22 protein-coding genes and 1 tRNA gene are annotated in these 26708 nt (G+C 72.8%); 7 read left to right on the top strand and 16 right to left on the bottom strand.

What is annotated here, in order from left to right; genetic code table 11:
- Positions 1 to 182: 182 nt before the first annotated feature.
- Genes EDF55_RS04240 through EDF55_RS04215 form a run of 6 tightly spaced genes read right to left on the bottom strand, consistent with a single transcriptional unit; the run spans position 183 to position 6201 of the window.
- A complete protein-coding gene (locus tag EDF55_RS04240) occupies positions 183 to 962 on the bottom strand; it encodes an ABC transporter ATP-binding protein (RefSeq protein ID WP_123653634.1) in 780 nt (259 codons plus the stop codon).
- Positions 959 to 1795, bottom strand: coding sequence for an ABC transporter ATP-binding protein (locus tag EDF55_RS04235; protein ID WP_123653633.1), 837 nt, complete (start codon positions 1793 to 1795; stop codon positions 959 to 961). The genes EDF55_RS04240 and EDF55_RS04235 overlap by 4 nt, the downstream gene beginning before the upstream one ends.
- On the bottom strand, positions 1792 to 2706 hold the full coding sequence (locus tag EDF55_RS04230) for an ABC transporter permease (RefSeq protein ID WP_260235802.1): 915 nt from the start codon (positions 2704 to 2706) through the stop codon (positions 1792 to 1794). The genes EDF55_RS04235 and EDF55_RS04230 overlap by 4 nt, the downstream gene beginning before the upstream one ends.
- A complete protein-coding gene (locus EDF55_RS04225) occupies positions 2706 to 3656 on the bottom strand; it encodes an ABC transporter permease (protein ID WP_123653632.1) in 951 nt (316 codons plus the stop codon). Before EDF55_RS04225 ends, EDF55_RS04230 begins: the two co-directional genes overlap by 1 nt.
- Positions 3657 to 3687: 31 nt before the next feature.
- Complete coding sequence (locus EDF55_RS04220; RefSeq protein ID WP_123653631.1) at positions 3688 to 5199, bottom strand: ABC transporter substrate-binding protein; 1512 nt, start codon at positions 5197 to 5199, stop codon at positions 3688 to 3690.
- Positions 5200 to 5259: 60 nt separating this feature from the next.
- Positions 5260 to 6201: an alpha/beta fold hydrolase gene (locus EDF55_RS04215; protein ID WP_185017099.1), complete on the bottom strand. Its 942-nt coding sequence runs from the start codon at positions 6199 to 6201 to the stop codon at positions 5260 to 5262.
- Between the two features lie 68 nt (positions 6202 to 6269).
- On the opposite strand from EDF55_RS04215, the gene EDF55_RS04210 reads away from it, so the two are divergent.
- Together EDF55_RS04210 and EDF55_RS04205 are read left to right on the top strand one after the other, a co-directional pair.
- Entirely contained in the window at positions 6270 to 7184 is a 915-nt protein-coding gene (locus EDF55_RS04210) for a siderophore-interacting protein (protein WP_123653629.1), read from the top strand.
- Between the two features lie 2 nt (positions 7185 to 7186).
- A complete protein-coding gene (locus tag EDF55_RS04205) occupies positions 7187 to 7993 on the top strand; it encodes an ABC transporter ATP-binding protein (RefSeq protein ID WP_260235801.1) in 807 nt (268 codons plus the stop codon).
- A gap of 259 nt (positions 7994 to 8252) precedes the next feature.
- Here the strand turns inward: EDF55_RS04205 and EDF55_RS04200 are convergent, their stop codons facing one another.
- Genes EDF55_RS04200 through EDF55_RS04180 form a run of 5 tightly spaced genes read right to left on the bottom strand, consistent with a single transcriptional unit; the run spans position 8253 to position 13614 of the window.
- A complete protein-coding gene (locus tag EDF55_RS04200; protein WP_123653627.1) occupies positions 8253 to 8609 on the bottom strand; it encodes a Fe-S oxidoreductase in 357 nt (118 codons plus the stop codon).
- A gap of 3 nt (positions 8610 to 8612) precedes the next feature.
- Positions 8613 to 10016: an NAD(P)/FAD-dependent oxidoreductase gene (locus tag EDF55_RS04195; protein ID WP_123653626.1), complete on the bottom strand. Its 1404-nt coding sequence runs from the start codon at positions 10014 to 10016 to the stop codon at positions 8613 to 8615.
- 34 nt (positions 10017 to 10050) lie between these two features.
- Positions 10051 to 10872: an arginase family protein gene (locus EDF55_RS04190; protein WP_123653625.1), complete on the bottom strand. Its 822-nt coding sequence runs from the start codon at positions 10870 to 10872 to the stop codon at positions 10051 to 10053.
- Positions 10873 to 10927: 55 nt separating this feature from the next.
- Entirely contained in the window at positions 10928 to 11653 is a 726-nt protein-coding gene (locus EDF55_RS04185; protein ID WP_123653624.1) for a PspA/IM30 family protein, read from the bottom strand.
- A gap of 56 nt (positions 11654 to 11709) precedes the next feature.
- On the bottom strand, positions 11710 to 13614 hold the full coding sequence (locus EDF55_RS04180; RefSeq protein ID WP_185017098.1) for a YgcG family protein: 1905 nt from the start codon (positions 13612 to 13614) through the stop codon (positions 11710 to 11712).
- 301 nt (positions 13615 to 13915) lie between these two features.
- On the opposite strand from EDF55_RS04180, the gene EDF55_RS04175 reads away from it, so the two are divergent.
- Positions 13916 to 14119, top strand: a complete 204-nt coding sequence (locus EDF55_RS04175; RefSeq protein WP_123704224.1) for a hypothetical protein — start codon at positions 13916 to 13918, stop codon at positions 14117 to 14119.
- 152 nt (positions 14120 to 14271) lie between these two features.
- Complete coding sequence (locus tag EDF55_RS04170; protein WP_123653621.1) at positions 14272 to 14871, top strand: 4'-phosphopantetheinyl transferase superfamily protein; 600 nt, start codon at positions 14272 to 14274, stop codon at positions 14869 to 14871.
- On the opposite strand, the gene EDF55_RS04165 is transcribed toward EDF55_RS04170, so the two are convergent.
- The 5 genes from EDF55_RS04165 to EDF55_RS04145 form a co-directional block, all read right to left on the bottom strand.
- The gene (locus EDF55_RS04165) at positions 14868 to 16184 is read right to left on the bottom strand and encodes a M1 family metallopeptidase (protein WP_260235799.1); all 1317 of its coding nucleotides are present in this window, start codon (positions 16182 to 16184) and stop codon (positions 14868 to 14870) included. The genes EDF55_RS04170 and EDF55_RS04165 overlap by 4 nt on opposite strands.
- An 8-nt stretch (positions 16185 to 16192) precedes the next feature.
- Positions 16193 to 20134 carry a Pls/PosA family non-ribosomal peptide synthetase gene (locus tag EDF55_RS04160; RefSeq protein WP_123653620.1) on the bottom strand — a complete coding sequence of 1314 codons (3942 nt, stop codon included), beginning with the start codon at positions 20132 to 20134 and terminating at the stop codon, positions 16193 to 16195.
- 44 nt (positions 20135 to 20178) lie between these two features.
- Positions 20179 to 21213, bottom strand: a complete 1035-nt coding sequence (locus EDF55_RS04155; RefSeq protein WP_260235797.1) for a Gfo/Idh/MocA family protein — start codon at positions 21211 to 21213, stop codon at positions 20179 to 20181.
- Between the two features lie 224 nt (positions 21214 to 21437).
- Positions 21438 to 21509: transfer RNA gene (locus tag EDF55_RS04150), tRNA-Arg, on the bottom strand.
- A gap of 158 nt (positions 21510 to 21667) precedes the next feature.
- Positions 21668 to 22324 (bottom strand): hypothetical protein, encoded by a 657-nt coding sequence (locus tag EDF55_RS04145; RefSeq protein ID WP_123653619.1) that lies wholly within the window; start codon positions 22322 to 22324, stop codon positions 21668 to 21670.
- Positions 22325 to 22436: 112 nt separating this feature from the next.
- Here EDF55_RS04145 and argS point away from each other — a divergent pair, with 112 nt between their 5' ends.
- From argS to lysA, 3 genes are all read left to right on the top strand, one after another.
- The gene (gene argS, locus EDF55_RS04140; RefSeq protein WP_123653618.1) at positions 22437 to 24101 is read left to right on the top strand and encodes an arginine--tRNA ligase; all 1665 of its coding nucleotides are present in this window, start codon (positions 22437 to 22439) and stop codon (positions 24099 to 24101) included.
- A gap of 319 nt (positions 24102 to 24420) precedes the next feature.
- Positions 24421 to 25182 carry an LmeA family phospholipid-binding protein gene (locus EDF55_RS04135; protein WP_123653617.1) on the top strand — a complete coding sequence of 254 codons (762 nt, stop codon included), beginning with the start codon at positions 24421 to 24423 and terminating at the stop codon, positions 25180 to 25182.
- A 63-nt stretch (positions 25183 to 25245) separates the two neighbouring features.
- Positions 25246 to 26685, top strand: a complete 1440-nt coding sequence (gene lysA / locus EDF55_RS04130) for a diaminopimelate decarboxylase (RefSeq protein ID WP_123653616.1) — start codon at positions 25246 to 25248, stop codon at positions 26683 to 26685.
- Positions 26686 to 26708 lie beyond the last annotated feature (23 nt).

The raw sequence follows: 26708 nt of genomic DNA, 5'->3' as shown, positions 1-26708 counted from the left end.
GGTAGTCGATCGACGCCCGCGATGTCGGAACATGCACACGCACCGGATCCGTCTGCATGAGTCGACACGGCGGTAGTCGATCGACGCCCGCGGTGTCGGAACACTTCTGTCGCCGCCCACGCCCGCGCCCGGCGCGCGCACCGCGCCGTGCCCCGCGCCCGCGCGCCGCGCGCGCGCCGCGCCTACGGCAGCGTCGGCGCCGCCGCCACCAGCGCCCGCGTCACCGGGTGCGCCGGCGCGTCGAGCAGGGACACCGGCCCGTGCTCCACGATGCGACCGGCGGACATCACCGCGACGGTGTCGCACAGCCGCTGCACCACGCCGATGTCGTGCGACACGAGCACCATCGTCAACCCGAGCGACTCCGCGAGGGACTCCAGCAGCGCGATCACCCGCGCCCGCACCACCACGTCGAGGGCGCTCATCGGCTCGTCCCCGAACAGGATCCGCGGCCCGTGCACGACGGCCCGCGCGATCGCGATGCGCTGCCGCTGCCCGCCGGAGAACTCGTGCGGGTACCGGTCCACGGCGTCGGTGGGCAGGTCCACGCGCGCCAGCGCCGACGCGACCATCGACCGGTGCGACCCCGGGATGCGCAGGGCTCGGAGTGGCTCGGCGACGATCGACCCGACGCGCATCCGGGGGTCGAGCGAGGCGTACGGGTCCTGGAACACCACCCCGGTCTCGCGCCGGAACCAGCGCATCGCGGCCGCGGACCCGGACGCGACCACCGGTCGACCGTCGGCGGACACGCTGCCGGCGGAAGGAGCCTCCAGACCGGCGAGGAGCCGCACCAGCGTCGACTTGCCGGATCCGGACTCCCCGACGATCCCGAGTCGTTGCCCGGTGGCGACCGTCAGGTCGACGCCGTCGACGGCGGTGCGGATCGGCCCGGGTTCGAACGGTCCACGGCGGGGGAGCCGGTAGGTGCGGTGCAGGCCGGTGCCGACGAGGGCGTTCACGGGAGCCTCCTGGCGGTGGCGCGCGCGGCGTCGACGAGCGCGCGTGTCGCGGCGTGTCGCGGCGCGGCGAGCAGGTCGGCGACGCTGCCGCTCTCGACGACGCGCCCGGCGTCGAGCACGACGACGGTGTCGGCGATCCGCGCGAGGACCGCGAGGTCGTGCGTCACGAACAGGATGGAGACGTCGAGGCCGGCGAGCAGGTCGAGGATCCGCGCCTCGGTGGTGACGTCGAGCGCCGTGGTGGGCTCGTCCGCGATGATCAGCCCCGGCTGCCCCGCCATCGCCATCGCGATGCAGATCCGCTGCCGCTGCCCGCCGGAGAGCTGGTGCGGGTACTGCCGGAGCAGCGACGTCGGGTCGGGCAGACCGACCGCGCGGGCGAGGTCGAGGGCGGCCGCATCGGCACCCCGGCGGTCGAGTCCGCGGTGCAACCGGAGCGGTTCGGCGATCTGCTTCCCGACGCGGCGCAGCGGGTCGAGCGCGGTGCCGGGCTCCTGGAAGACCATGCCCATCCGGGCGCCACGGAACGCGGCGCGCGACCGGTCGGGCATCCCGACGAGTTCCGTCCCGTCCAGGCGGATGCTGCCCGTCACGTCCGCGCCGGTCGGCTCCAACCCCATCAGGGCCAGTGAGGTCATCGACTTCCCGGATCCGGATGCGCCGATCACGCCGACACGACGGCCGGGAGGCACGGTGAAGCTCACGTCGTCGAGCACCGTCCGCCCCGTGATGCGGACCGACAGGCCACGCACCTCGAGTCCGCCGGCTGCGGTCGTGCTGCCGGCCGCGGTGTTGCTCGTCGCGTCGCTGCTCGTCGGGTCGCTGCTCGTCATGCGGTCACCCCGGTCTCGGCGGAGCTCGCGTCGGTGCGGGTGGCGGTGTCCGCGCGGGCGGTGCCGCTCGCGCGGTCGCCGGACGTCAGCCGCGGGTCGGACGCGTCGCGGACGGCGTCCCCGAGGAGTGAGAGCGCCGCGACGACGAGGGCGATCGCCGCTCCCGGCCAGGTCGCGCTCCACGGGTGCACGCCGATGTACGTCTGCAGGTCGGCGAGCAGGCTGCCCCAGGACGCGGTGCCCGACCCGGCGCCGTAGCCGAGGTAGGACAGCCCGGCCTCCGCGAGGACCGCGGTCGCCATCGCGAGGGAGAGCTGCACGGTGAAGATCGGGGCCGCGTTCGGGATGAGGTGCCGGAACAGCACCCCGCCCGGTCCGACGCCGGAGGCCCGCGCCGCCGTGACGTAGTCGCTCCGCGCGATGCGGCGGATCTCGCTGCGGGCGACCCGGGCGATCGTCACGCCGAAGCTCAGCCCGACCGCCACGATCACGACTCCGAGCGAGCCGCCGAAGACCGCGGTGAGGAGCATCGCCGTGAGGAGCGTGGGGAACGCCACCAGGATGTCGAGGAGGACGGCCGTGCCCTCGCGGACCCAGCGGGCGGTGAGCGACCCGATCGCGGTGAGCACGATCCCCACGACGCTCGCGATCAGCCCGGCGCCGATCGCCACGACGAGCGTGGTCCGCGTGCCGGCCAGCAGGTAGCTGGCGATGTCCCGGCCGATGCCGTCCGTGCCGAACCAGTGCGCGGCGCTCGGCGGGTCCCACTGGTGGAACGGGTCGGTGCGGAACGGGTCCTGGGGCGTCCAGAACAGCGACACCACGGCCAGGACCACGAGCAGGCCGAGGACGACCACGGCGAAGGCCCCGGTCGGGCGGGCGACGAGTCGGCGGATGCTGGCTCCGGTCATCACGCTGCCTCCCGCTGCCGGGGGTCGAGCGTGCGGTGCACCACGTCGACCGCGAACCCGACGAGCAGCACGAGCCCGGTGAGCACGAGGAGCTCCGACTGCACCTTCGTGATGTCGCGGCGTCCGACGTCGGTGACGAGCATCCGGCCGACGCCGGGCAGCGAGAACAGTTGCTCGACGACGACGGCCCCGACGAGGAGCCCGGCGATCTGCACGCCGAGGACCGCGAGGACCGTCAGCGCGACCGAGCCGAGTCCGTGCCGGAGGAGCGCCTGCGTGCGGGTGAGCCCGATCGCCGCCGCGGTCCGGAGGTGGTCCGCGTCGAGCACCGACAGCGTCGCCGATCGGGTGAAGCGGAGGATCACCGCGCCCTCCACCGCACCGATCGTCAGCGCGGGGAGCACGAGCGAGGAGAACGCCCGACCGGGTTCTGACCAGCCGTCGAGCGGGAAGCCCTGCGTCGGCAGCCAGTGCAGCGTGACGGCGAACAGCGCGACCATGAGCATGCCGGCCCACACGATCGGCACGGACGCGACGGCCTGCGCGACGAACGCGATGACCGCCCCGCCGGCACGACGCCGGAGCACCGCAGCGATGACGCCGAGCGGCACGCCGATGACGAGCGCCGCCGCCAGGGACATCCCGGCGAGGGGCAGCGTGACGCCGAGCTTCTGCGTGATCTCCGGGGCGACGGCGCCGTTCGTGACGAGCGAGCGCCCGAGGTCACCGCGGAACACCCCGCCGATCCAGTCGAGGTACTGCACGATCGCGGGTCGGTCGAGGCCCAGCTGCTGCCGGAGCTGCTCGACCTGCGCCGGCGTCGCCTGGGTGCCCGCGACGATCTGCGCGACGTCGCCGGGCAGCACGCGGAGCGTGGCGAAGATGATGATGCTCGCCACGAGCAGGCCGACGACGAGCAGCAGCAGTCGCCCGATGAGGAACCGGGTCACAGGACGATCGTAGTTGGGTGCCGGACCCGGGCTACTTGATCGCCAGCTTCGACAGGTCCAGGCGCGAGTTCCCGCCGTCGTACGGGAAGCCCGTCACGCCCGTGCGGACCGCCGTGATCGACGTCGCGGTGTACAGCCACTCGCTGGCCGCGTCCTCGCTGACGATCTTCGCCGCCTTCCGCAGGTCCTCGGTCTTCGTCTCGGTCGACGTCGTCGCGACGGAGTCGGCGTACAGGGCCTGCACCTCGGCGTTGTCGTACCCGAAGTAGTAGTCCGGGTTCGCCCAGTTGCCGAAGTCACGTGCCTCGACGTGGTTCACCATCGACAGGTCGAAGTCCTTCTTCTCGAACACCTGCGACAGCCACGTGGCGAAGTCGACGCGCTTGACCGTGAGCGTGATGCCGACGTCGGCGAGCTGGGACTTCAGGACGTCCCCGATGGTGGTCGGGTAGACGTTCGCGTACGTGAGCGTCAGGTTCAGCTTCGGCGAGCCCGCTGCGGCGAGGAGCTTCTTCGCGTTCGCGGGGTCGTACGCGTCGATGTCGGTCAGGTCCTGGTACCCGGGGTCGAGCGCGGGGATCGGGCCGCCCTGCTCGACGCCCGTGCCGCCGATCGCCTTGATGAGCGCCTTCGCGTCGATCGCCTGGCGGATGGCCTGCCGGACGCGCTTGTCGGTGAACGGCGCCTTCGCGTCGTTGAACGCGAGCGTGTACTTGTCCGTCGTCTTGCCGGAGTGCAGCGAGATGTCCGGGTTGCCCTGCAGCTGGCTCTTCAGGGTGCCGTCGACGGCGGTCTGCACGTCGAGGTCCCCGTTCGCCATCGCGTTCACGGCCGTCGAGGGCTGGGTGATGTACCGGAAGACGATCTTCGCGACCTTCGCCTTCGTGCCCCAGTAGTCGGCGTTCCGCTTGAACGTCAGGGAGTCGCCCTGCTTCCACGAGGCGACCTCGTACGGGCCGGTGCCGTTCGCGGTGTCGGAGAGGTCGTTCTTCGCAGCCTTCTCGAGCACCAGGCCGGAGCGCCCGGTGAGGTTCCAGAGCAGGTCGGAGTCCGGCTTCGCGAGCTTGAGGACGACGGTGTCGCTCGACGGCGACGTGATCGAGGACACCCCGGCCAGGCGGGCGGAGTCGACGTAGGACGCGTTCGACTTGACCTGCTCGAGCGACCACACGACGTCGGCGGCGGTGACCGGCTTGCCGTCCTGGAAGGTGGTGTCCTTCCGGAGCGTGAACGTGTACGTCAGGCCGTCGCTCGACACGTCGTGCGACGATGCGAGGACGTTCCGGATGTCGCCGGTCGAGGTCCGGCCGACGAGGCCCTGGTAGACGTTGTCGATGAGGACCTGGTCGAGCGCCGCACCCGACTGCGTGCGGATGTCGAGGCTCGTCGGCTCGAGGACCAGGCCGACCCGTGCGGTGGCGTCGTCGCCACCGGTCGTGGTGTCCGAGGACCCCGAGCACCCGGCGAGCGTGACGCCGGCGACGAGTGCCATCGCGGCCGCGACCATCGCGGTACGACGGCGGCGGGAGAGGGAGAAGCTCATGGGTCGTGGGTTCCTTCCGGCGCACGTGGAGCGACGGTCGTCGCGCGCGCTCGGAAGAATCTACCGGCGCGCAGGGGTTTGTTCGATCCCGTGCAACAAACCGTTACGAGCGGCCCATTCCCGGATCGCGGTGGCCAGCGCGAGGGGCGCCTGGGTCTGCACCGCGTGGCGCGCCTCGACCGTGACGATCTCGGCGTGCGGCAGCCGCTCGGCGAAGGTCGTGACGAGCTTGGGGGAGACGTACCCGCGGTCGCCCCGGACGAGCAGGATCGGGACGTCGAGCGCCTCCAGGTCCGGCCAGGCGTCCGCGAACCGCCCCACCGATGACGTCCGTCCGGCGGGCAGGTGCGGGAAGTGGTGGCGACGGACGAGCTTCCCGTCCTCGCCGAGGCGCGTGGTGTGCCGGGCTTCCCGCAGCAGCACGGCGCGGTCGTCACCGACACGGGCCTCGATCGCGCGGTCGACGACCTCGTCGAGGGACGCGAACGGCTCCTCGGTCTCCAGCGCCCGCGCAATCCGGTCCACGGCACGCTGGGCGAAGTCGGGCGACATGTCGACGAGCACCAGGCCGGTCACGCGCTCGGGTGCCGTCGCGGCGATGCGGGCAGCCAGGATCGCGCCGAGGGAGTGCCCGACCAGGACACCCGGCGGGACCTCGAGCGCGTCGAGTGCGGCGAGGACGGCCGGCGCGGTCGCTGCGGCCGCGTAGTCGGCGTCGTCCCGCCACGCCGACCGGCCGTGGCCGGGCAGGTCGAGGGCGACCGCCGGCTGACCGACGGCCAGGGCCGTCGCGTCGAAACTGTGGGCGTCGATGCCGAGCCCGTGCAGGTAGGTGACCCGAGCCTCCAGACCGGGTTCCGCCGGGTCCTGCCAACGGATCGCGGAGATGTCGCCACCCTGCTGGGTCCGGATCTCCTGCCGGGAGGCTCGGAGCGGCGCCGTCACGCCGCTCGCGCGGGCGAGGTCGGCCAGGTCGCGGAATTCGTCGTCGGCATCGAGCACGGTGCCCAGTCTCGCACCCGGCGCAGTCCTTCCGCCTTCAGGGCGGTCCTTCCACCCTTAGGTTAGGCATGCCATACTTGGTCCTCGTGGCAGCCCGGTTCCGTGTCTTCTCCGTCCGTGTGGCAGCCGTCACGTCCCTCACCCCGAACTTCGTCCGGGTGACGCTGACCGGCGACGAGCTCGGCTCCTTCTCCGCGGTCGGACTCGACCAGAGGATCAAGGTCGTGCTGCCGATCCCCGGCCACGGCTTCACCGACCTCCCGGACGGCGCCGACTGGTACACGGCGTGGCGCGAGCTGCCCGATGCCACGCGCAACCCGCTCCGCACGTACACGGTGCGCTCGTTCCGCCCGGACGCCCGCGAGCTCGACATCGACTTCGTCGCGCACGGCGACACCGGCCCCGCGTCGCGCTGGGTCTCCTCCTGCATCGTGGGGGACGAGCTCCGGATCGTCGGACCCGCCGTGCCGTCCTCGCCCGCCGAGCTGCCCGCCGGCGGTGCCGAGTTCGCCCCGGGTGCCGCGAACCGGATCCTCCTCGCCGGTGACGAGACCGCCGCGCCCGCCATCTGCGCGATCCTCGAGTCGCTCGACGTCACGACCGTCGGACACGTCTTCATCGAGGTCCCGACCGATGCCGACCGGCTGCCGATCACCGCGCCCGCCGGGGTGGAGGTGCGGTGGATCGCCCGGAACGGCGCGTCGCACGGGGTCCGGATGACCGACCAGGTGCACGCGTGGGCATCGACCGCCGTGGCGGGCGCCGCGCCGTGTTCGTCGGCGGACGAGCTGGCCGACGTCGACGTCGACGAGCAGGTCCTCTGGGAGATCCCGCCCGTCACCGACTCGCAGCTCTACGCCTGGATCGCGGGAGAGGCCGGGTGCATCAAGGAGCTCCGCCGGCACCTCGTGCGCGGGGTCGGGCTCGACCGGAAGCAGGTCGCGTTCATGGGCTACTGGCGGCACGGCAAGGCCGAGAATTGACCGTGGGCCTCGCTGGTGTCGCAGTGCCGACCACGGCGCTCGGTGCCCGGGGACTGACCCTCGCCTACGACGACCGCGTGGTCGTCGAGGGGCTCGACGTGGACATACCGGACGGTGAGCTGACCGTCATCGTCGGACCGAACGCGTGCGGCAAGTCGACGCTCCTGAAGTCCCTCGCGCGGACGCTCAAGCCGAACGCGGGGACCGTGTACCTCGACGGTGCGCCGATGTCCTCCTTCCGCCCCAAGGCCGTCGCGCGCCGGGTGGCGATGCTGCCGCAGACGCCGATCGCGCCGGACGGGATCACCGTGCGGGACCTCGTGTCGCGCGGACGGTTCCCGCACCAGGACCTGCTGCACCCGACCTCCGGATCCGACCGGGCCGCCGTGCAGCTCGCGTTGACGCAGACGGACACGCTCTCCCTCGCCGACCGCGGGGTCGACGAGCTCTCCGGCGGGCAGCGGCAGCGCGTCTGGATCGCGATGGTGCTCGCGCAGGAGACCGACATCGTGCTGCTCGACGAGCCCACGACGTTCCTCGACATCGCGCACCAGTACGACGTGCTCGAGCTCGCCGCGTCGCTGCACGCGGCCGGGCGCACCGTCGTCGCGGTGCTGCACGACCTGAACCAGGCGGCGCGGTACGCGACCCACGTCATCGCGATGCGCGCGGGGTCGATCGTGGCGTCCGGCCCGCCGGCGTCGGTGGTGACGGCCGACCTCGTCGAGGACGTCTTCGGCCTGCCGTGCGTGGTCGTCCCCGACCCCGAGACGGGCACGCCCCTCGTGGTCCCGCGCCGCGCGCGCTGACGCGCCGCCGCGCCCGCGCCCGCTGAGATCGCACTTCGTGTCGGGTCCCGCACCGGAACCGGCCCGCTGAGATCGCACTTCGTGTCGGGTCCCGCACCGGACCCGGCCCGCTGAGATCGCACTTCGTGTCGGGTCCTGGTGCGGGGCCGGCCCGCTGAGATCGCACTTCGTGTCGGGTCCTGGTGCGGGCGTCAGACACGAAGTGCGATCTCACCGCTCAGGGCGAGGCGAGGCGGGCACCGAGACGAGCGGGCACCGGTCAGCGGTAGTTGCCGTCCTCCAGGCCCGCCTCGATCTCGAAGCGGTTGCGCAGGGGATCACGCCCCGCGAGCGCGTACAGCAGCGGCATCAGCATGCCGTAGCGCCGCCACTGGGCGACGTGCACGCGCTCGTGCCGGAGCACCCCTTCGCCGTCGTTGTCCCGCGTCAGGTACACCGACCCGACGCAGGTCCCGCCGCGCCGGAACACCCAGCGCGGCAGGCCCGAGCAGACGATCAGCCCGTCGACGACCCGCACCGGTCCGGTCGACAACGGCAACCCGACCGCGAGCCCGACGAGGGTCGCGAACCCCCAGCCGGCGCGGGAGACGGGGGAGTCGAGCAGCGGGTTCCGCACCCGTTACTCCGGGCGGCCGTAGGTCTCGAGGAGGCGCAGCCAGATCTCGTTCATGGTGGGGTAGGCGGGGACGGCGTGCCAGAGGCGGTCGATGGGGACCTCGCCGACGACGGCGATGGTGGCCGCGTGGAGCATCTCGGCGACGTCCTGTCCGACGAAGGTCATCCCGACGACGACCTTGCGGTCCTCGTCGACGACCATGTTCGCCCGGCCGGTGTACCCGTCGGCTTGCAGTGACGCGCCGGCGACGTTGCCGAGTTCGTACTCGACGACGCGGATGTTCAGGCCCTGCTGGCGTGCCTTGGCTTCGGTGAGGCCGATGCTGGCGACCTCGGGGTCGGTGAAGGTGACCTGTGGTGCGGCTGCGTGGTCGGCGGTCGCGACGTGCGCACCCCACGGCTCGGTGTGCAGCGGCGTGCCCTGGTGGCGGGCGGCGATCGCTTCACCGGCGGCGCGCGCCTGGTACTTGCCCTGGTGCGTCAGGAGCACACGGTGGTTGACGTCGCCGACGGCGTAGAGCCAGTCGGTGCCGGTGACGAGCATCGTGTCGTCGACGTCGAGCCAGTCCCCGGCGGTCAGGCCGACGGACTCGAGGCCGAGGTCGCGGGTGTGCGCGGAGCGGCCGGTCGCGGCGAGGACCTCGCTGGTGATCACCGTGGTGCCGTCGTCGAGGGTCGTGGTGACGAGTCCGTGCTCGTCCCGGTCCACGCGGGTCGGGTTCACGCCGGTGCGGACGTCGATGCCGGATTCGCGCATCGCGTCGGCGACGAGTTCCCCGGCGAAGGGTTCCATCCCGCCGAGGAGTCCGTGTCGTGCGACGAGGGTGACCTTCGACCCGAGCGAGGCCCACGCGGTCGCGAGCTCGGAGCCGGACACGCCGCCGCCGATGACGAGGAGGCTCTCCGGGACGTGCTGCGCACTGGTGGCCTCACGCGTGCCCCAGGGCTTCGCGTCGGCGAGGCCCGGCACGTCGGGGAGGATGTGGAGGGAGCCGGTGACCAGGGCGATCGCGGCGGCGGCGGTGTAGGTGGTGCCGTCGACCTCGATGGTCTTCTCGCCGGTGATGCGGGCGTGTCCACGGATCAGGTCGATGTTCGCGGAGTCGAGCCAGGACACCTGGCCGTCGTCCTTCCAGTCCGAGGTGAAGGAGTTGCGGCGGGCGAGGACCCGTGCGGCGTCGAGGTCGCCGGTGACGGCCTGCTTCGCGCCGTCGAGCCGCTTCGCCGCGGCGAGGGCGTGTCCGCTGCGGAGCAACGCCTTGGAGGGCATGCACGCCCAGTAGGAGCACTCGCCGCCGACGAGCTCGGCCTCCACGATCGCGACGCTGAGGCCGCGCTTCTTGGCGTAGTCCGCCACGTTCTCGCCGACAGCGCCGGCGCCGATCACGATGAGGTCGTAGTCCGTCATGGAGCCGAGCGTACGCGGAAGGGCATGGACGGCGTCAGCCGACGCGTGCGGCCGCCGTGAGTGCGCCCACCGCGCGGAGGATCACGCCCATGTCGTCGACCGCGCGGTCCGGGTCGACGGGGGCGAAGCCGGTCAGCGCCGCCCCGACCAGGCGGCGACCACGGGTGGCTGCCTGGATGCGTTCGACGAGCGCGGCCCCGTCGAGTCCGAACGGGACGGGTTCGAGGAGCCCGTCCACCTCGGACGGGTCGAGGACGTCGAGGTCGACGTGGACGTAGACGGAGTCGGCTCCGGTGGCGTCGACGGCTGCGGCGATCGCGTCGGGGGTGGCGGCGTCGACGTCGAGGTGTCGGATGCCCGCGCGCTCCACGGCGTTGGTCTCGGAGTCCTCGACGCCACGGGTGCCGGCGAGTACCACCGAGGGGGAGGCCAGGGTCGGCAGCCCGGGGAACAGCTCGGACGGCCGGTCCACCAGGATCCGCAGCGCTGCGGTCTCGGCGGCGATCGGCTGCGCGCGGTTCAGCGGGCGGTACCCACTGGAACCGGAGATGCGGACGAAGGCGGTCCCGGGTTCGAGGGCGACGCTCCCGCCGAGGGCACTCGCGCCGTCGCCTCCGATGACGAGCACGGGCTCGGAGGCGATCGAGACCTCTTCTGCGACGCGCTCGGCGACCTGGAGCACCGAGGTGTACCGGGCGACGGCCGTCTCGAGGCGGTCGCCCGCACCGGTCGGGACGTCGATGACGGTGGTGGCGGCGCGGGGGAGGTCGGCTGCTATCGCGGCGGCGCCGTCGCCGAGGCGCATCGCGCGCGACGACGCCGAACCCTGCCACTGACCGACGACGAGGAACTGCATGTCCTCATCCTGTCAGGCCGGGCCCGGCGTCGTCCGTGCGCGACGGGTCAGGACGTCAGAGCGACGAGGATCCGCCGGACTTCAGTGCCGCGAGCCGTGCTTCGACCTCGGCGTCACGGCCGACGTCCTCGAGCGACTCGAACTGCGCGTCGAGGCTCGACGACTGCAGTTCCTGCTGGCCGATGACCTTCGCTTCTTCGCGACGGACCTTCTCCTCGAAGCGCGCGAGGTCGCTCGTCGGGTCGGTGATGTCGATGTTGCCGATCGCGTCGTTGACCTTCGACTGCGCTTCGGCGGTCTTGGCACGCGCGACGAGGGTGTTGCGCTTGGACTTCAGCTCTTCGAGCTTCTGCTCCATGCCCGCCAGGCCCTGCTTGAGCTTCTCGACCTGCTCGTTCTGGGTGGCGAGCGGGGTCGCGTTGTCCTTGACTTCCTGCTCGGCGGCGATCTGCTTGCCGATCGCGATCTTGGCGAGGTTGTCGAACTTGTCGGCGTCGGCGGGCTTGCCTTCGGCGCGGTACTTGTCGGCGGCGGTCGAGGCGTTCGCGGCCTTCTGCCCCCACTCCTGCGCGGCGCGGACGTCTTCCTCGTTGTCCTGCTCGAGGAGGCGGAGGTTGCCGATGGTCTGCGCGATGGCGCTCTTCGCGTCGGCGATGTTGTTCGTGTAGTCACGCACGAGCTGGTCCAGCATCTTCTGCGGGTCCTCGGCGTCGTCGATGATCTGGTTGATGTTCGCCCGGACGAGCGAGGAGATGCGACCGAAGATCGTCTGCTTTGCCATTGCTGTTCCCTTTCTGGGGTGGTTGTCCATCGGGTTGGTACGTCAGCGGTGCACGGTCAGAAGCGACCACCGCCCGAGAAGCCGCCGCCGCCTCCGCCGCCACCGCCACCGCCACCGCCGAAGCCGCCACCCCCACCGCCGAAGCCACCGCCGCCGAACGAGCCGCCGCCGAAGCTGCCGCCGCGTCCGCCGAGGAGCCCGCCGAGGACGATGCCGGTCACGAGGCCGCCGAGCTGCGCACCGTTCCCGCCGCCCCCGGCACCGGGCCAGCCGCCCATGTCGTTGCCCGCTTCGTCCATCGCGGCCGCGGCGTACTGCTCGGCGGCACGCGCTGCCTGCAGGGCCCGGAGCGGATCGGTCGTGGCGAGCTTGACGGCGTCGTCGAGGGCGCGTTCGGCTTCGGAGAGGCGTGTCCGGGCGGTCGGCCCGACTGCGCCGCGGCGCATCGAGATGAACTCCCGCGCCTGGCTGATGCGGGTCCGGGCGTCGCGGAGGGCGGCGTCGAGGGCCTGCAGCGCACGCTGGTTCTGCTCGTCGGCGGTGCGGGCCGTGGCGAGTGCGGCGTCGATCGCGGTGTTCGCCTTCGTGAGGGCGTCGACCGCGGCGATCGGGTCCTTCGGGTCGAGGCGTTCCCGGAGCACCGTCTCCGCGGTGGTGACCGCCGCGGCGAGGTCCGGGCCACCGGTGCGCAGGGTCCGGGCGGCGGCGACGTCACCTTCGATGTCGAGGCGCATGGCGTCCACCCGTGCCGAGGCTTCCTGGAAGGTCCCCGCGGCGCCGACGGCCGAGCCGGTCAGCTGCTGCACCTGGGCGAGGGCGTGCTGGCCGTCGCGGACGGCGACGACCGCTTCGCCCTTGTCGCCGTTGGCGATCGCGGCATCGGCCGCTGCGGAGCGTTCGGTGGCGTAGGCGAGGACTTCACGCGCCTGGTCGACGCTGTCCGACACGGTCGCGAGGGTCCGCCCGGTGTACGAGCCGCGGATGCGTTCGAGCGCGGCGGCCGCCTGGTCGAGCGTCGGCGGTGCGGCCCGGACGGCTTCGGCGAGGGCGACCGCGGCTTCGTCGACGCCGTCTTCGAGAGCGCGGAGCTGGTCGAAGGACTCCGTCTGCTCGGCGATCGCCGCGTGCGCCTGCTCGCAGATGGCGATGATCTGGTTGGACCAGTCGGCGCGCTGCTGCGGGGAGTCCGGGATCTCGTCGTCGAGCTGCTGCTGGAAGGTGAAGGCCTTCCGCACGTTCTGCTTGGCCGTGGCGACGGCGTCGGCGAAGGGCTTCGCAGCGTCGGCGCCGAACTGGGCCGTGGCGAAGCCGACTTCCTGTTCGGCGGTGCGGAGTTCGTCGTCGATGGTGACGAGGGCGGCCCCGGCCGTGCGTTCGAGGTCGGCGAGGGAGGCTTCCTGCGCCTTCGTCGCCGCGGCGGTCCTGCGCTTGTTCCGGGTGCGGATGACGAGGACGATCACGACGACCGCGATGACGACGACGAGCAGCAGGATCCACAGCCACGTCAGGTTCGGCGGGTCCTGCGAGGCGGAGAGCCCGTCGGCGAAGGCGGTGGCGGCACCGGCCCAGTCGCTGTCGCGCAGCTTCGGCACGAGGTCGTCGTTGACCGCGTTCTGCACGTCCGAGGAGGTGATCGCGGTCTCGTTGGTCTGCTGGATGTCGTAGGTGCGGGCGTCCGTCGCGATCGAGAGCAGGATGCCGTTCGAGTCGATCTGGTTGAGCGACATCGTCTCGTCGCCCCACGCGGCGTGGTCGCTCGGGTCGGTGAACTCCGGCACGTAGACGACGTAGAGCTGCGTGTCCGTCTTGTCCGCGAGGTCGCGGACGGCCTTCTCCACCGCGGTCTGCTGCGAGGCGCTCAGGGCGTCGGCGTCGTCGAGGACGTAGGCACCGTCGAGCTGCACGGGCGCGGTGGCCCGGGCAGCCGTGGCCGGAGCGAGCACCAGGAGCGCCGCGATCACCGCTGCTGCGAGCCGTGCGCCCCAGCGTCCGGACGTCCCCCTGCCAGCGTCGGGCCGCCTGGTGTGCGATCCACTCTGGACCGTTCGCATCCGTTCTCCGTCCGTTCGGCAGCGCCGCCCCCGAGGGCCGCGAAGCCCGGACTGCTGCGGGAGCGCGCCGTCGCCCGGAGTCTATCCAGGGACCGCATCGCTTGGCCCGGGACGTCCAGCACCTGTGGAGAGAGTTCACCGGAGCCGGTTCCTGTCCCCCGATCGGGGTAGTATCCGCAGCAGACCGTTTCGACGACGAAAGGGGTCGGCAATGGAACGAACGATGAACACGGAGGTCGTCCCGCTCGAGGACGGCTTCCACCGGGTGTCAACACCCGCCAGCGGAGTGATCGGTTTCGTGCGCGAGCACAACGGCCGCTACGAGGTCCTGCGCGGCCGCGTGCGCCAGGCGACCCGGTCCGAGGGTCTCTACTCGACGATGAACGTGGCACTGATCGCGCTGACGCACGCCTGAGCACCACGCACGCCTGAGCACGACGCACGCCTGAGCACGACCCACGCTCGAGCATGCCGCTCACCACACGAGACACCGCCGGTCCCGGCGGCGTCTCGTTGCGTCCGGGGCGTGCCGACGACAGTTTGCCCCGGCGACAGTAGGGTGCCTGCGTGGGTGAGTCGAGCCTCCAGGCCGTGTCGGTGCGCGTGTGCACGCCGGGCGCGACCCGACAGACCGACCGGGAGGCCCTGCTCGCCTTCGTCGCGGAGGTCACCGGAGCGGATCCCGCGTCCACCGCACTCGGCCGCCGGTGCCCGCACTGCCGCGGCACCGACCACGGGCGCCCCTGGGCGACCGCGGACGGCCGCCCCGTGGGCGTGAGCCTGTCCCGCACCGACGGCGCACTCGCCCTCGCGGTGGGACCGGCTCCGCTCGGCGTCGACGTCGAGCGCGTCACCCGGGTCGCCGCGGCACCCCTCGACGCGTCCACGCCCGGGGAGCGCGTGCGGTACGGGGACGACCAGCGCGCCCGCACCGCCTGCTGGTCCGCCAAGGAAGCGGTGCTGAAGCGGGACGGCCGCGGGCTCCGCGTCGACCCGGCGACCGTCGACGTGGACCTCGACGCGGACCTCGCCGCGGGCACGGCAGCACTCGACGGCGTGCGACACCCCGTGCAGGTGCACTGGCTCGACGACGACCTGGTCCTCGCGGTGGCCGCGGGCGGCGTCCCGATCGACGTCGAGGACGCGCGCCCGGGGGACCGGCGCTAGGGGAGTTCCGGGACCCCGGACTCGTCGATCCAGGGGCCGATGACCGTCTGGATGGCGGCCGTGCTCCGGCCCGACGTGGTGGCGAAGGCGTCGACGACGTCGGACGGGGTGACCGTGCCGTGCCGGTGCCGTTCGGTGATCGTCCTGAGCCCCTCGGAGAACGCCGGGTCGCCGACCGTCCGGCGGAGTGCGTGCAGGGCGAGGGCACCGCGCTTGTACACGCGGTCGTCGAACATGTCCTTCGCGCCGGGGTCACCGACCACCAGGTCCGACGGGTGGTCGAGCAGCGCCTGACGGTGCTCGGCCGCGAGCACGTCCGCGGTGTCGCCGCCACTGTGCTCCGACCAGAGCCACTCGGCGTAGCAGGCGAACCCCTCGTGCAGCCAGATGTCCCGCCAGCGGCCGAGCGTGACCGAGTTGCCGAACCACTGGTGCGCGAGCTCGTGGGCGATGAGCCGGTCGGTGCCGTGCTCGCCGTCGACGTGGTTCCGGCCGAAGACCGCGAGGCCGTGCGCCTCGAGCGGGATCTCGAGTTCGTCGTCGGTCACCACGACGCCGTAGGCGTGGAACGGGTACGGGCCGAACCGGTCGGCGTACAGCGCGAGCATCTCCGGCACCTGCCCGAAGTCCGTCTTCACGGCGGCGGTCAGGTCGGCGGGGTGGTGGATCGTCACCGGGACCGGCGCGCCACGGAGCGTGTGGGTGCGGTAGCGGCCGATCTGCACCGTCGCCAGGTACGTCGCCATCGGGTCGGTCGTGGCGTAGGTCCACCGGGTGCCGCGGCCGGCGCGCTCTTGGCCGAGGAGCTCTCCGTTCGCCAGCACGTCGTACCCGGACTCGCACGTGACCTCCATGCGGTACGTGGCCTTGTCGTCCGGACGGTCGTTGCACGGGAACCACGACGGCGCTCCCGTGGGCTGCGCGGCGACGATGACGCCGTCGGTGAGTTCCTCCCAGCCGATCTGCCCCCACGGGCTGCGGAGTGGGTGCGGGGTCCCGCGGTACCGGACGTGCAGCGTGAACTCGGCACCGGCGGCGATCGGTTCCGCCGGGGTGACCGTCAGCTTGTGCACCGCGGTCGACGTCTTCTTCGCCCGCTGCCCGTCGACGTCGGCCCGGTCGACCGTCAGCCCGTGCAGGTCGAGGACCACACGGTCGAGCGGTTCGAGCGCGGTCGCGGTGATCGTCGCGGTGCCGTCGAGGCGGTTCGTGGCGACGCGGTAGTCGAGCCGGAGGTCGTAGTGCGTGGCGCTCCAGCGTCGGTCGCCGCTGTGCGGGGTGTACGGGTCGGCGGCTGTGTTCGTCGGCTTCACGGTGCCGGTCAGTCTGCCACGACGCCGGCGGTCGGGTCCGTGGACGCGGCCCTGGCTGTCCAGGGTGCGCTCTCCCACGGTGCGATCGGGTTGCCCGCCCAGGACGTGCCGCCCGGGACCTGCTCGCCGCGCATCACGAGCGACGCGGGTGCGATCGTCGCCCCCGGGCCGATCCCGGCGGCCGGCAGGATCACGCTGTGCGGTCCGAGGGTGCCGCCGGCATCCAGCCGGACCTCGTCGAGCTGCATCACCCGGTCGTGGAACAGGTGCGTCTGCACGACCGTGCCGCGTGCGATGGTGGCGCCGTCGCCGATCGTGACCAGGTCGGCCTCTGGCAGCCAGTACGTCTCGCACCAGACGCCGCGGCCGATCGTCGCGCCGAGGCTCCGCAACCAGGCGGCGAGCGCCGGCGTGCCGATGGCCTGCTCCGCGAACCACGGACGCGCGACGGTCTCCACGAACGTGTCCTGCACCTCGTTGCGCCAGACGAACGAGGACCACAGCGGGTGCTCCCGTGCGCGGATCCGACCGACGAACACCCACTTCGCGATCGTCGACACGGCGGCGGCCACGGCGCCGGCGACGACGAGGACGACCGCGGCGAGGAGCACCGTCCACCCGATGCCGACCGCCGACCAGAGCGCCAGGAGCGTGCCGCCGACCCCGAGGGCGATCGCCCCGGACACCATCGGCGCGACCACGCGGAGGACCTCCCAGCAGCCGCGCGCCACCCGGAGCCGCCGCGGAGGACGGAACGTGCGCTCCTCGTCGAAGGACGTCGCCGCGCGTCGGAGCCGCACCGGGGGAGAGCCGAGCCACGACGAGCCGCGCTTGGCCTTCTTCGGGACGGCGGAGAGCACCGCGACGAGCGCCTCACGCGGGACGCTCCGCCCGGCGCCGGTCATCCCGCTGTTCCCGAGGAACGCACGGCGACCCACCTTGGACCGGCCGATCGTGATGCGGCCGCCGCCGAGTTCGTACGTGGCGACCATCGTGTCGTCGGCGAGGAACGCACCGGACGCGATCTGCGTCAGGGACGGCAGCAGCAGCACCGTCGAGATCTCGGTGTTCCGCCCGACCCGTGCCCCGAGGAGCCGGAGCCACACCGGGGTGACGAGGCTCGCGTAGAGCGGGAAGAGCAGTGTGCGCGCGGCGTCGAGCACCCGTTCGGTGCACCACGCCTGCCAGCCGATCCGGGAACGCACCGGGTGCCGTCCCTCGTGCAGCCCGATCCCGAGCAGCCGGACCGCGGCGACGACGAGCCCCGCGTAGACGATCCCGGCGACGACGGTCGCGAGCGGGACGAGTGCCAGCGCGTGCAGCACCGCGGCGCCGAGCGTCGGCGCCCGCCCGACCAGCGCAGCGGTCACGAGGAGTCCGACCGCGACACCGGTCACGGGCAACCCGGCCACGGCGACGGACCCGGCCCCGTACGCGGCGAGCCAGCGTCGACGTGACGCGGGGCGAGCCTCCCGGCCGTGCCTGGCCGACCCGACGCGTTCCGCCGGCGAACCAGCCCAGCGCTCGCCCACCGGGACCCGGCCCTGGACGGCGGAGCCCGCCTCGACCTCGGCACCCGCGCCGACGACCGCCCCGGGCATGACCGTCGTGCGGCTGTGCACCACCGCGTCCGACCCGACGACGACGCGGCCGAGCCGGAACACGTCTCCGTCCACCCAGTGCCCGGCGAGGTCCACCTCGGGCTCGATCGACGCGCGCCGGCCGATCGTCAGCATCCCGGTGACCGGCGGCAGCGTGTGCAGGTCGACGTCCCGGCCGATCCGCGCCCCGAGCGCCCTGGCGTAGTAGCTGATCCACGGGGCACCCGCGGTGGAGGGCCCGTCGACCGCCTCGGCGATCCGTTCCGCGAGCCACACCCGCACGTGCACCGAACCGCCCCGCGGGTGGTCGCCCGGCCGGACGCCGAGGAGCACCAGGCGGGCGAGCGCCACCGTGACGGCCATCTTGCCCACGGGCGTCACGAAGACCAGCACCGCGGCGACGAGGACCGGCCACGGCAGCACCGGGAGGAACGGCAGGGTGGTCGCGTGCAGGACCGCTGCCACGAGGGCCGTCCACGTCAGGACCCGGAGGCCGCGGAGCACCTGGACCGGCAGCCCGAGGAGCGTCAGCGCGATCCCCGTCGCCGGCGGGGTCGGCCGGACGTCACGGTGCGCGGCGGCGACCGGGCCCGACGCGTCCAGCGCGTCCGCGAGCGCCCCGATGCGCGGGTGGTCGTAGACGTCCGCCACCGTCGTGGTGGGGTAGCGCTCGCGGATCGCCGAGACGAGCTGCGCCGCCGTCAGGGAGCCGCCACCGTGCGCGAAGAAGTCGTCGTCGACGCTCGTCGGGGGGATGCCGAGGATCGCGGCCCACCGTTCGGCGATCCACGCGACGGTGGGAGGGAGCGAGAACTCGTCCCCTCCACCCGCTGCACCCAGCGGCCACGGGAGCGCCGCCCGGTCCACCTTGCCCGACGTCCGCGTCGGCAGGGTGTCCACCACCACGAGGAGCGGCACCAGCGCCGCCGGCAGCTCCTCCCGCAGCCGGGCGTTGGCCGCCGCCGCGTCCACGACCGCACCCGCGACGGGAGCGACGTACCCGACGAGCACCTGATTCCCCGCCGGCGTCCGCTGCACCACGGCAGCCCCACCGGCGACGTCGTCGAGCGCCTGGAGCGCCGCGTCGATCTCCCCCAGCTCGATCCGCCGCCCACCGAGCTTCACCTGGTCGTCCGCCCGACCCTGGAACACCAGCCCCTCCGGGTCGTACCGCACCAGGTCACCACTCCGGTATGCCCGCTCCCACCCGAGCTCCGGGAAGGGGGCGTACTTCTCCGCGTCCTTCGCCGGGTCGAGGTACCGCCCGAGCCCCACCCCGCCGATGACGAGCTCCCCGACCGCACCCGGCGCCACCCGCGCACCCGCGGCGTCGACCACCGCGAGGTCCCAGCCGTCCAGCGGCAGCCCGATCCGGATCGGCACGCTGCAGTCCAGCAGCGAACCGCACGCCACGACCGTCGCCTCCGTCGGCCCGTACGTGTTCCAGACCTCCCGGTCCCGACTCGCGATCCGGGCCGCGAGCTCGGGCGGACACGCCTCACCACCGAAGACCACCAGCCGGACCTGCTCCAGCGCGTCGTCCGGCCACAGCGCCGCGAGCGTCGGGACCGTCGACACCACCGTGATGCCGTGCACGATCAGCCACGGCCCGAGGTCCACGCCCGTCCGCACCAGGGAGCGCGGAGCCGGCACCAGACACGCGCCGTGCCCCCACGCGAGCCACATCTCCTCACAGGACGCGTCGAACGCGACGCTGAGCCCGGCGAGCACCCGGTCACCCGGGCCGATCGGCGCCCGCTGCAGGAACATCCGCGCCTCGGCGTCGACGAACGCCGCAGCGGAACGGTGCGTCACCGCGACGCCCTTGGGCACGCCCGTCGAGCCGGAGGTGAAGATCACCCATGCGTCGTCGGCCACGTCCGGTCCGTCGGCGATCGCCGCGGGGTCGACGACCGGAGCGGGCACGCCGGGCACCCCGTCGGCGGCGTCCCCGTGCAGCACGCCGCCGGCGCCGATCACGCCGACGACCCCGGCCTCCCCGAAGACGAGCGTCGCGCGCTCCTCCGGGTCGTCCGCGTCGACGGGCACGTACGCCGCGCCGGCCGCCAGGACCGCGAGGACGGACAGGTACAGGTCGCGCCCGCCGGACGGGATCCGGATCCCCACGCGGTCGCCGCGTCGCACACCCCGCCGGGCGAGGTCGTCGGCGCGCTCCTGCACGAGCCGCAGCAGCGTCCGGTAGTCGATCGCGCCGTCGGGGTCCTCGAGCGCGAGCGCGGTCGGGTGCGCATCCGCGGTCGCCCGGAGGACGTCGAGCAGCGTGCGCGCCGGCGGTGCGAGCGTGCCGCGTGCCAGCTCGGTCTGCGGGTTCCCGGTGGCGAGCGTCATCGAGTCCTCTTCCCGGTCGTGTGCAGGTCGACCGGCCCGTGATCCTAGGGGGCCGAGGTGTCCTGTTCGGAAACAGCAGCCCGCGCCGCGTCCAGCGACGCCGCGAGGCCGATCGACTCGTCCAGTCCGTGCAGCGGCGACTCCGTCCGTCCCTCGGCGACGTAGTCCGCGAGCGCGACCGCCTGCCACACGAGTCCCTGCCGTCCACGCAGCCCGCTCGGCTCCGACCAGCGGTCCGCGTCCGCCCCGTGGTGCAGCGCGAACGAGGCCGGGAACACGAAGTGGTCCGTGTACCGCACCGTCGCCCGGCTGCCGGCGATCGTCGCCAGGCCCGGCGTCCACGCGGTCATCGACGTGGTCGCCACGGACTGCGCGCCGCCGGTGGCCGTCGACACGGTGACGGACTGGAGGTCCACCCCACCGTCCGAGACCACGCCCGTCGTGCTGCTGGTCACCGGGGCGCCGGTGGCGAACCGTGCGAACCAGTGCGCGTAGACACCCGCATCGAGCAGGGCACCGCCGCCCTGCGCCCGGTCGAACATGCGGTCGTTCGGGTCCGGCTCGTGCGGCCAGCCGACGTCGACCATCGCCAGACGCACGTCGCCGAGCTCCCCGTCGGCGAGGAGCTGCGCGATCACGGTGGTCCCCGGGAGGTACCGGGTCCACATCGCCTCCATCGCGAACACGCCGGCGTCGCGCGCGGCGCTCGCGAGGCGTCGCGTGTCGGCCTCGGAGGTGGTCATCGGCTTCTCGACGAGCACGTGCTTGCCGGCGGCGATCGCGAGGAGCGCGTGCTCGAGGTGCTGCGGGTGCGGCGAGGCGACGTAGACGACGTCGACGGTGGGGTCCGCGACGAGGGCCTCGTACGAGTCGTGCGCGGTGGGGACGCCGTGGCGTGCGGCGAAGGCGGCGGCGCGCTCGGGGGAGCGGGAGCCGACGGCGACGACGCGCTGGCCGGAGTTGGCGTGCAGCGTGGCGGTGAAGTCGTTCGCGATCTCGCCGGGGCCGATCACGCCCCACCCGAGCGTGGTGCCCCCGCGGAGCGGAACGGTGGTCGGCAGCGGAAACGTCATCGTCATCCCCCGAACCTACCGACGGACCCGCCGCACCTGCCGGAACGAACCACGGACCGCAGCGCGCTTGTCGGAACGAACACGGACCCGCCGCGCGCCTGTCGGAACGAACCACGGGCCGCAGCGCGCTTGTCGGAACGAACCACGGGGGATCAGTCGCGGCCTGCCGCGACATCGCGGGCTGCGGACTGAGCGAAGCGAAGACCACAGCTTCCGCGGAAATGTGACAGTGCCCCCAGGAGGATTCGAACCTCCGCCCCTGCCTCCGGAGGGCAGTGCTCTATCCCCTGAGCTATGGGGGCCCGGGGTGGGAACAACCGTAGCAGGTCCCAGCCGCCCCCCAGGACCACCGGTTCCCTCGTGGGGCCGTGGTCCGGTCACGGTCGGACTGGAGGCGCGGTGCGGGCCCGCACCGCGCCTCCCGTCGGGTGGGCGGTGACGCTGCACGGTGTCGCTCGCGTCAGCCGGCCGGAGTCGCGGTGGGGGTCGGCGTGGGCGTCGCGGACGGCGAGACGGACGCCCCCGGTGTCGCGGACGCGTTCGGCGCGAGCACCTGCCGCACCGCGTCGACGACCGGCTGTGCCGAGCCGGGTTCGGTGAACAGGGTGGAGGAGGTCGTGATCCAGTACGGGTCCGCGAAGGCATCGGCGCGGCCGACGTCGTCGGTGAGGGAGAAGTAGCCCTCCACCGTGTAGGTCGGCACCGAACCACCCCGCTCGTACAGGGCGTCCTTGAGGTTCGTAAGTGACTTCTCAGGCAGGTCGGCGACCGCGACGGTGATCGTGACAGAGCTGTCGGCGACCTCGTCGAAGACGCAGACCCGGCCGCGCTGCTGGGCGATCCGGGCGGCGGCGGAGCCCTTCGCGGGCTCGGCCGAGGCGTCGAGTTCGAACTGCTGGCCGTAGACGGCGAAGGCGGTGTCGGGGAGGAGTTCTGCGCACGTCTGGGTGACGCGCTTGCCGATCGGCGCCGCGGTGGCGGAGGCGCTCGGCGTCGCGCCGGCGGAGCGTGTGGCGGTGCCGTCGGCGTCGCCACCGGAGCAGGCGGCGAGCACGAGGGCGGCGGGGACGGCGAGCGCGGCGACGCTGATCGCCCGGACCGATCGTCGGGAGGTCATGCGGCCATGATGCTGCATGCGTCCGTGTGAGCGAAGGGTGCCGTCGCGTGTGCAACGGGTGCCGTCGCGTGTGCAACGGGTGTCGGCGCCACGCCCGGTAGACTCGTCCGCCGTGACTCCTGCCGAACTCTCCGCCGCGTACCTGTCGATCCTGACCGGGATCGTCGAGCGCCGAGGCGCGTCCGACACCGTGACCGTCGAGGAGTCGCACGTCGCCCTCGAACGCCCGAAGAACCGGGCACACGGGGACTGGGCCTCGAACGCCGCCATGCAGCTCGCGAAGCGCCTCGGGACCAACCCACGCGAACTCGCGACGGAGATCGCCGGCGAGCTGACCGAGCTCGACGGCGTGGACACCGTCGACGTCGCCGGCCCCGGCTTCATCAACATCACGCTCGAGGCGGCTGCTGCCGGCGAGATCGCCCGCACCATCGTGGAGAACGGCGAGACCTTCGGGCACGGCGACCTCTACGACGGCGTGCGCATCGACCTCGAGTTCGTGTCCGCGAACCCGACCGGCCCGATCCACATGGGCGGCGTCCGCTGGGCCGCGGTGGGCGACAGCCTCGCCCGCGTGTTCCAGGCGCAGGGTGGCCTCGTCACGCGGGAGTACTACTTCAACGACCACGGCAGCCAGATCGACCGGTTCGCCCGGTCGCTCGTCGCCTCCGCGCTGGGGGAGCCCACGCCGGAGGACGGCTACGGCGGCGCGTACATCGCCGAGATCGCGGCCCGGGTGCTGTCGACCTTCGACGGGGACGTGCGCGACCTGCCCCGCGACGAGGCGCAGGAGCTGTTCCGGCGCGAGGGCGTCGACTTCATGTTCGCCGACATCAAGCAGTCGCTGCACGAGTTCGGCGTCGACTTCGACGTCTACTTCCACGAGAACGCGCTGCACGAGTCGAAGGCCGTCGAGCGCGCCATCGAGCGGCTCCGCGCCAACGGGCACATGTACGAGGCCGAGGGTGCGCAGTGGCTCCGCACGACCGAGTTCGGTGACGACCGGGACCGCGTCGTCATCAAGTCCGACGGGGAGCCCGCGTACATCGCCGGCGACCTGGCGTACTACCTCGACAAGCGCGAGCGCGGGTTCGAGCGGAACCTGATCATGCTCGGTGCCGACCACCACGGCTACGTCGGCCGGATGATGGCGATGTGCGCCGCGTTCGGGGACGAGCCGGGCAAGAACCTCGAGATCCTGATCGGCCAGATGGTCAACCTGCTCAAGGACGGCGAGCCGATGCGCATGTCGAAGCGTGCGGGCACGATCGTCACGATGGAGGACCTCGTCGACGCCGTGGGTGTCGACGCGGGCCGCTACTCGCTCGTCCGGTTCGCCAGCGACACCGCGATCGACATCGACCTCGACCTGCTGACCAAGCGCACCAACGACAACCCGGTGTTCTACGTCCAGTACGCCCACGCCCGCACGCAGTCGGTCGCGCGGAACGCCGCGGCCTCGGGTGTGGACCGCTCGGCGTTCGACGCGTCGCTGCTCACCCACGACACCGAGGGCGCGCTGCTCGGGGCCCTGGCGGAGTACCCGCGCGTAGTCCGGCAGGCCGCCGAACTCCGCGAGCCGCACCGCATCGCGCGCTACATCGAGCAGCTCGCGGGCCTGTACCACCGCTGGTACGACGCCTGCCGGGTGACCCCGCTCGGCGACGAGACCGTGACCGACCTGCACCGCACGCGCCTGTGGCTGAACGACGCCACCGGCCAGGTCGTGCGGAACGGCCTCGGGCTGCTCGGGGTGAGCGCGCCCGAGCGCATGTAGCGCCGCGCGCCGGTCGCGCGTGCCGCGCCGCCCGCGCCGGGGCCGCGCCGGCCGCGCCGCCGGCCGAGCCGGCCGCGCCGGCGGCCGAGCTTCGCGTAACCGAAACCACTCCGCACCACGGAAGTCCGTGGTGCGGAGTGGTTTTGGTTGTGCGGCGCCGGCCCGCACCGCGGCGGGCGCACCGCGGCCCGCCGCACCGCGCCCGCACCGCGGCGCCGGCACCGCCCCGCCCGCACCGCGGCACCCGCCGCGCCCGCCGCGCCGGGCCCGCACCGCGCCTCCAGGCCGCATCCCGGGGGACGCTGGCAAGGTGGGACGCATGTCCACCGCACCCGCCGCCCCACGCAAGCGCCGCCGCGGCCGCACCGCAGCGATCGTCGTCATCGGCATCGTGGTGCTGCTCGCCGTGCTCGTCGTCATCGCCGAGTTCGTGCTCCGCGGCGTCGTCGACCGGATGATCGCGCAGCAGGTCGAGCAGTCGCTGCCCGACGGCACGACCGGCACCGTGGACGCCCACGCCGAGGGCGTGATCATCCCGCAGCTCATCAGCGGCACCCTCGACGACGTGGCGATCTCGTCGACGAAGCTGACGGTGGACGGCATCCCGCTCGCCGCCGACGTCACCGCGCACGACGTCCCGATCGACGGCAAGGGGAACGTGCACGACGTGGACGGCACGGTGACCCTGGCGGCGTCGAGCGTGAAGGACCTCGCGAAGTACAGCCCGCTGTTCGACCGCCTGTCGCTCGTGGACGGTGGCGTGCAGCTCTCCGGGACGACGGCCGTGCTCGGCTACGACATCTCGTACCAGGCCCGTGGCACCGTCGCCGCGCAGTCCGCGGGCAAGGGCATCACGATCACCCCGAAGACCGTGCGCATCACGAACTCGGCGCTGGACCTCAAGGTCGACGACATCCCCGGCGTCACGAACACCCCGGTGCAGGTGTGCACCGCGCAGTTCCTGCCCGAGGCGCTCCGCGTGCGATCGCTCGACGTCACCGCCGCGAAGGCGACCGTGCGGATCACCGCCGACGAGCTGCCCCTCAGCGAGGACGGTCTGCAGACCGTCGGCACGTGCTGACTTCTCCACAGCGTGCGTAACACCGGACGGGAGGCCGGGCCCGGCTCGGTAGGATCGGGTCCCGTGAGCGAGAACCCACTTGCCCCGCCGCGGCTGCGGTTCCCGACGGACGCCTCCGCGCTGACCGCGCGGATCTGGCCCGCCTCCGCGACGCGCACCGACGACGGCTCGCTCGCGATCGGCGGTGTCGCCGCATCCGACCTCGTCGCGCAGTTCGGCACGCCGCTGTACGTGGTCGACGAGCGGGACGTGCAGTCCCGCGCCGTCCGCGTGCGCAACGCCTTCAGCGAAGCGTTCGGCCGCATCGGCGCGCACGCCCACGTCTACTACGCCGGCAAGGCGTTCCTCACCACCCAGGTCGCGGCGTGGATGGCCGAAGCGGACCTCCGTGTCGACGTCTGCACCGGCGGTGAACTCGCGGTCGCCCTGGCCGGCGGCGTCGACCCCGGCCGGCTCGGGTTCCACGGCAACGACAAGTCCGACGCCGAGATCGCCCGCGCGGTGCAGGTCGGGGTCGGCACGATCGTCCTCGACTCCCACGAAGAGATCGACCGTGTCGCCGACGCCGCAGCGGCGGCCGGTGTCGTGCAGCGCGTCCGCATCCGGATCAACAGCGGGGTGCACGCCTCGACGCACGAGTACCTGGCGACCGCGCGCGAAGACCAGAAGTTCGGCATCCCCCTGACGGAAGCGGTGGACGCTGCGGAGACCATCCGGTCCCGGCCGTCGCTCGCCTTCGTCGGGCTGCACTCGCACATCGGTTCGCAGATCTTCGACGAGTCCGGGTTCCGTGAAGCCGCGCGTCGCCTGATGGACGTGCACGCCACGCTCGTGCAGTCCGGGCCGGTGCCGGAACTCAACCTCGGCGGTGGCTGGGGCATCGACTACACCGAAGCCGACTCCGCGTTCGAACCCGAAGACGTCGCCGACGCCCTCGCGACCATCGTCGCCGACGCCTGCGCCGAGCGCGGCATCCCGGTGCCGGACGTCGCGGTGGAGCCCGGGCGGTACATCGTCGGGCCGGCCGGCATCACGCTCTACCGGGTCGGCACGATCAAGCCCGTCACGCTCGAGACGACGGACACCGACGGCGCTGCCGACGGCGGCAGCGCCACCCGCACGTACGTCTCGGTCGACGGCGGGATGAGCGACAACGCCCGCCCGGCGCTGTACGGCGCCGAGTACACGGCACGGCTCGCCCGGACCTCGGACGCACCGGCGGTCCTGAGCCGGGTCGTCGGGAAGCACTGCGAGAGCGGCGACATCGTCGTCCACGACGAGTACCTGCCCGGGGACGTGCACCGCGGGGACCTCCTGGCCGTCGCGGCGACCGGTGCCTACTGCTGGAGCCTCGCGAGCAACTACAACCACGTCGGTCGTCCGCCGGTCGTCGCGGTCGCCGACGGCCGAGCACGTATCCTCGTCCGTGGTGAGACGGTCGACGACCTCCTCGCCCGCGACACCGGGGTGTCGCCCGTGGCCGCTGCCGGTGCCGCGCGGTGAGCCCCCGAGATCCCGGAGACACG

The sequence above is a fragment of the Curtobacterium sp. ZW137 genome, assembly GCF_003762905.1.
GTDB lineage: Bacteria > Actinomycetota > Actinomycetes > Actinomycetales > Microbacteriaceae > Curtobacterium.
The sequence above is the reverse complement of the archived record's forward strand: the minus strand, read 5'-3'. Positions and strand labels throughout refer to the sequence as shown.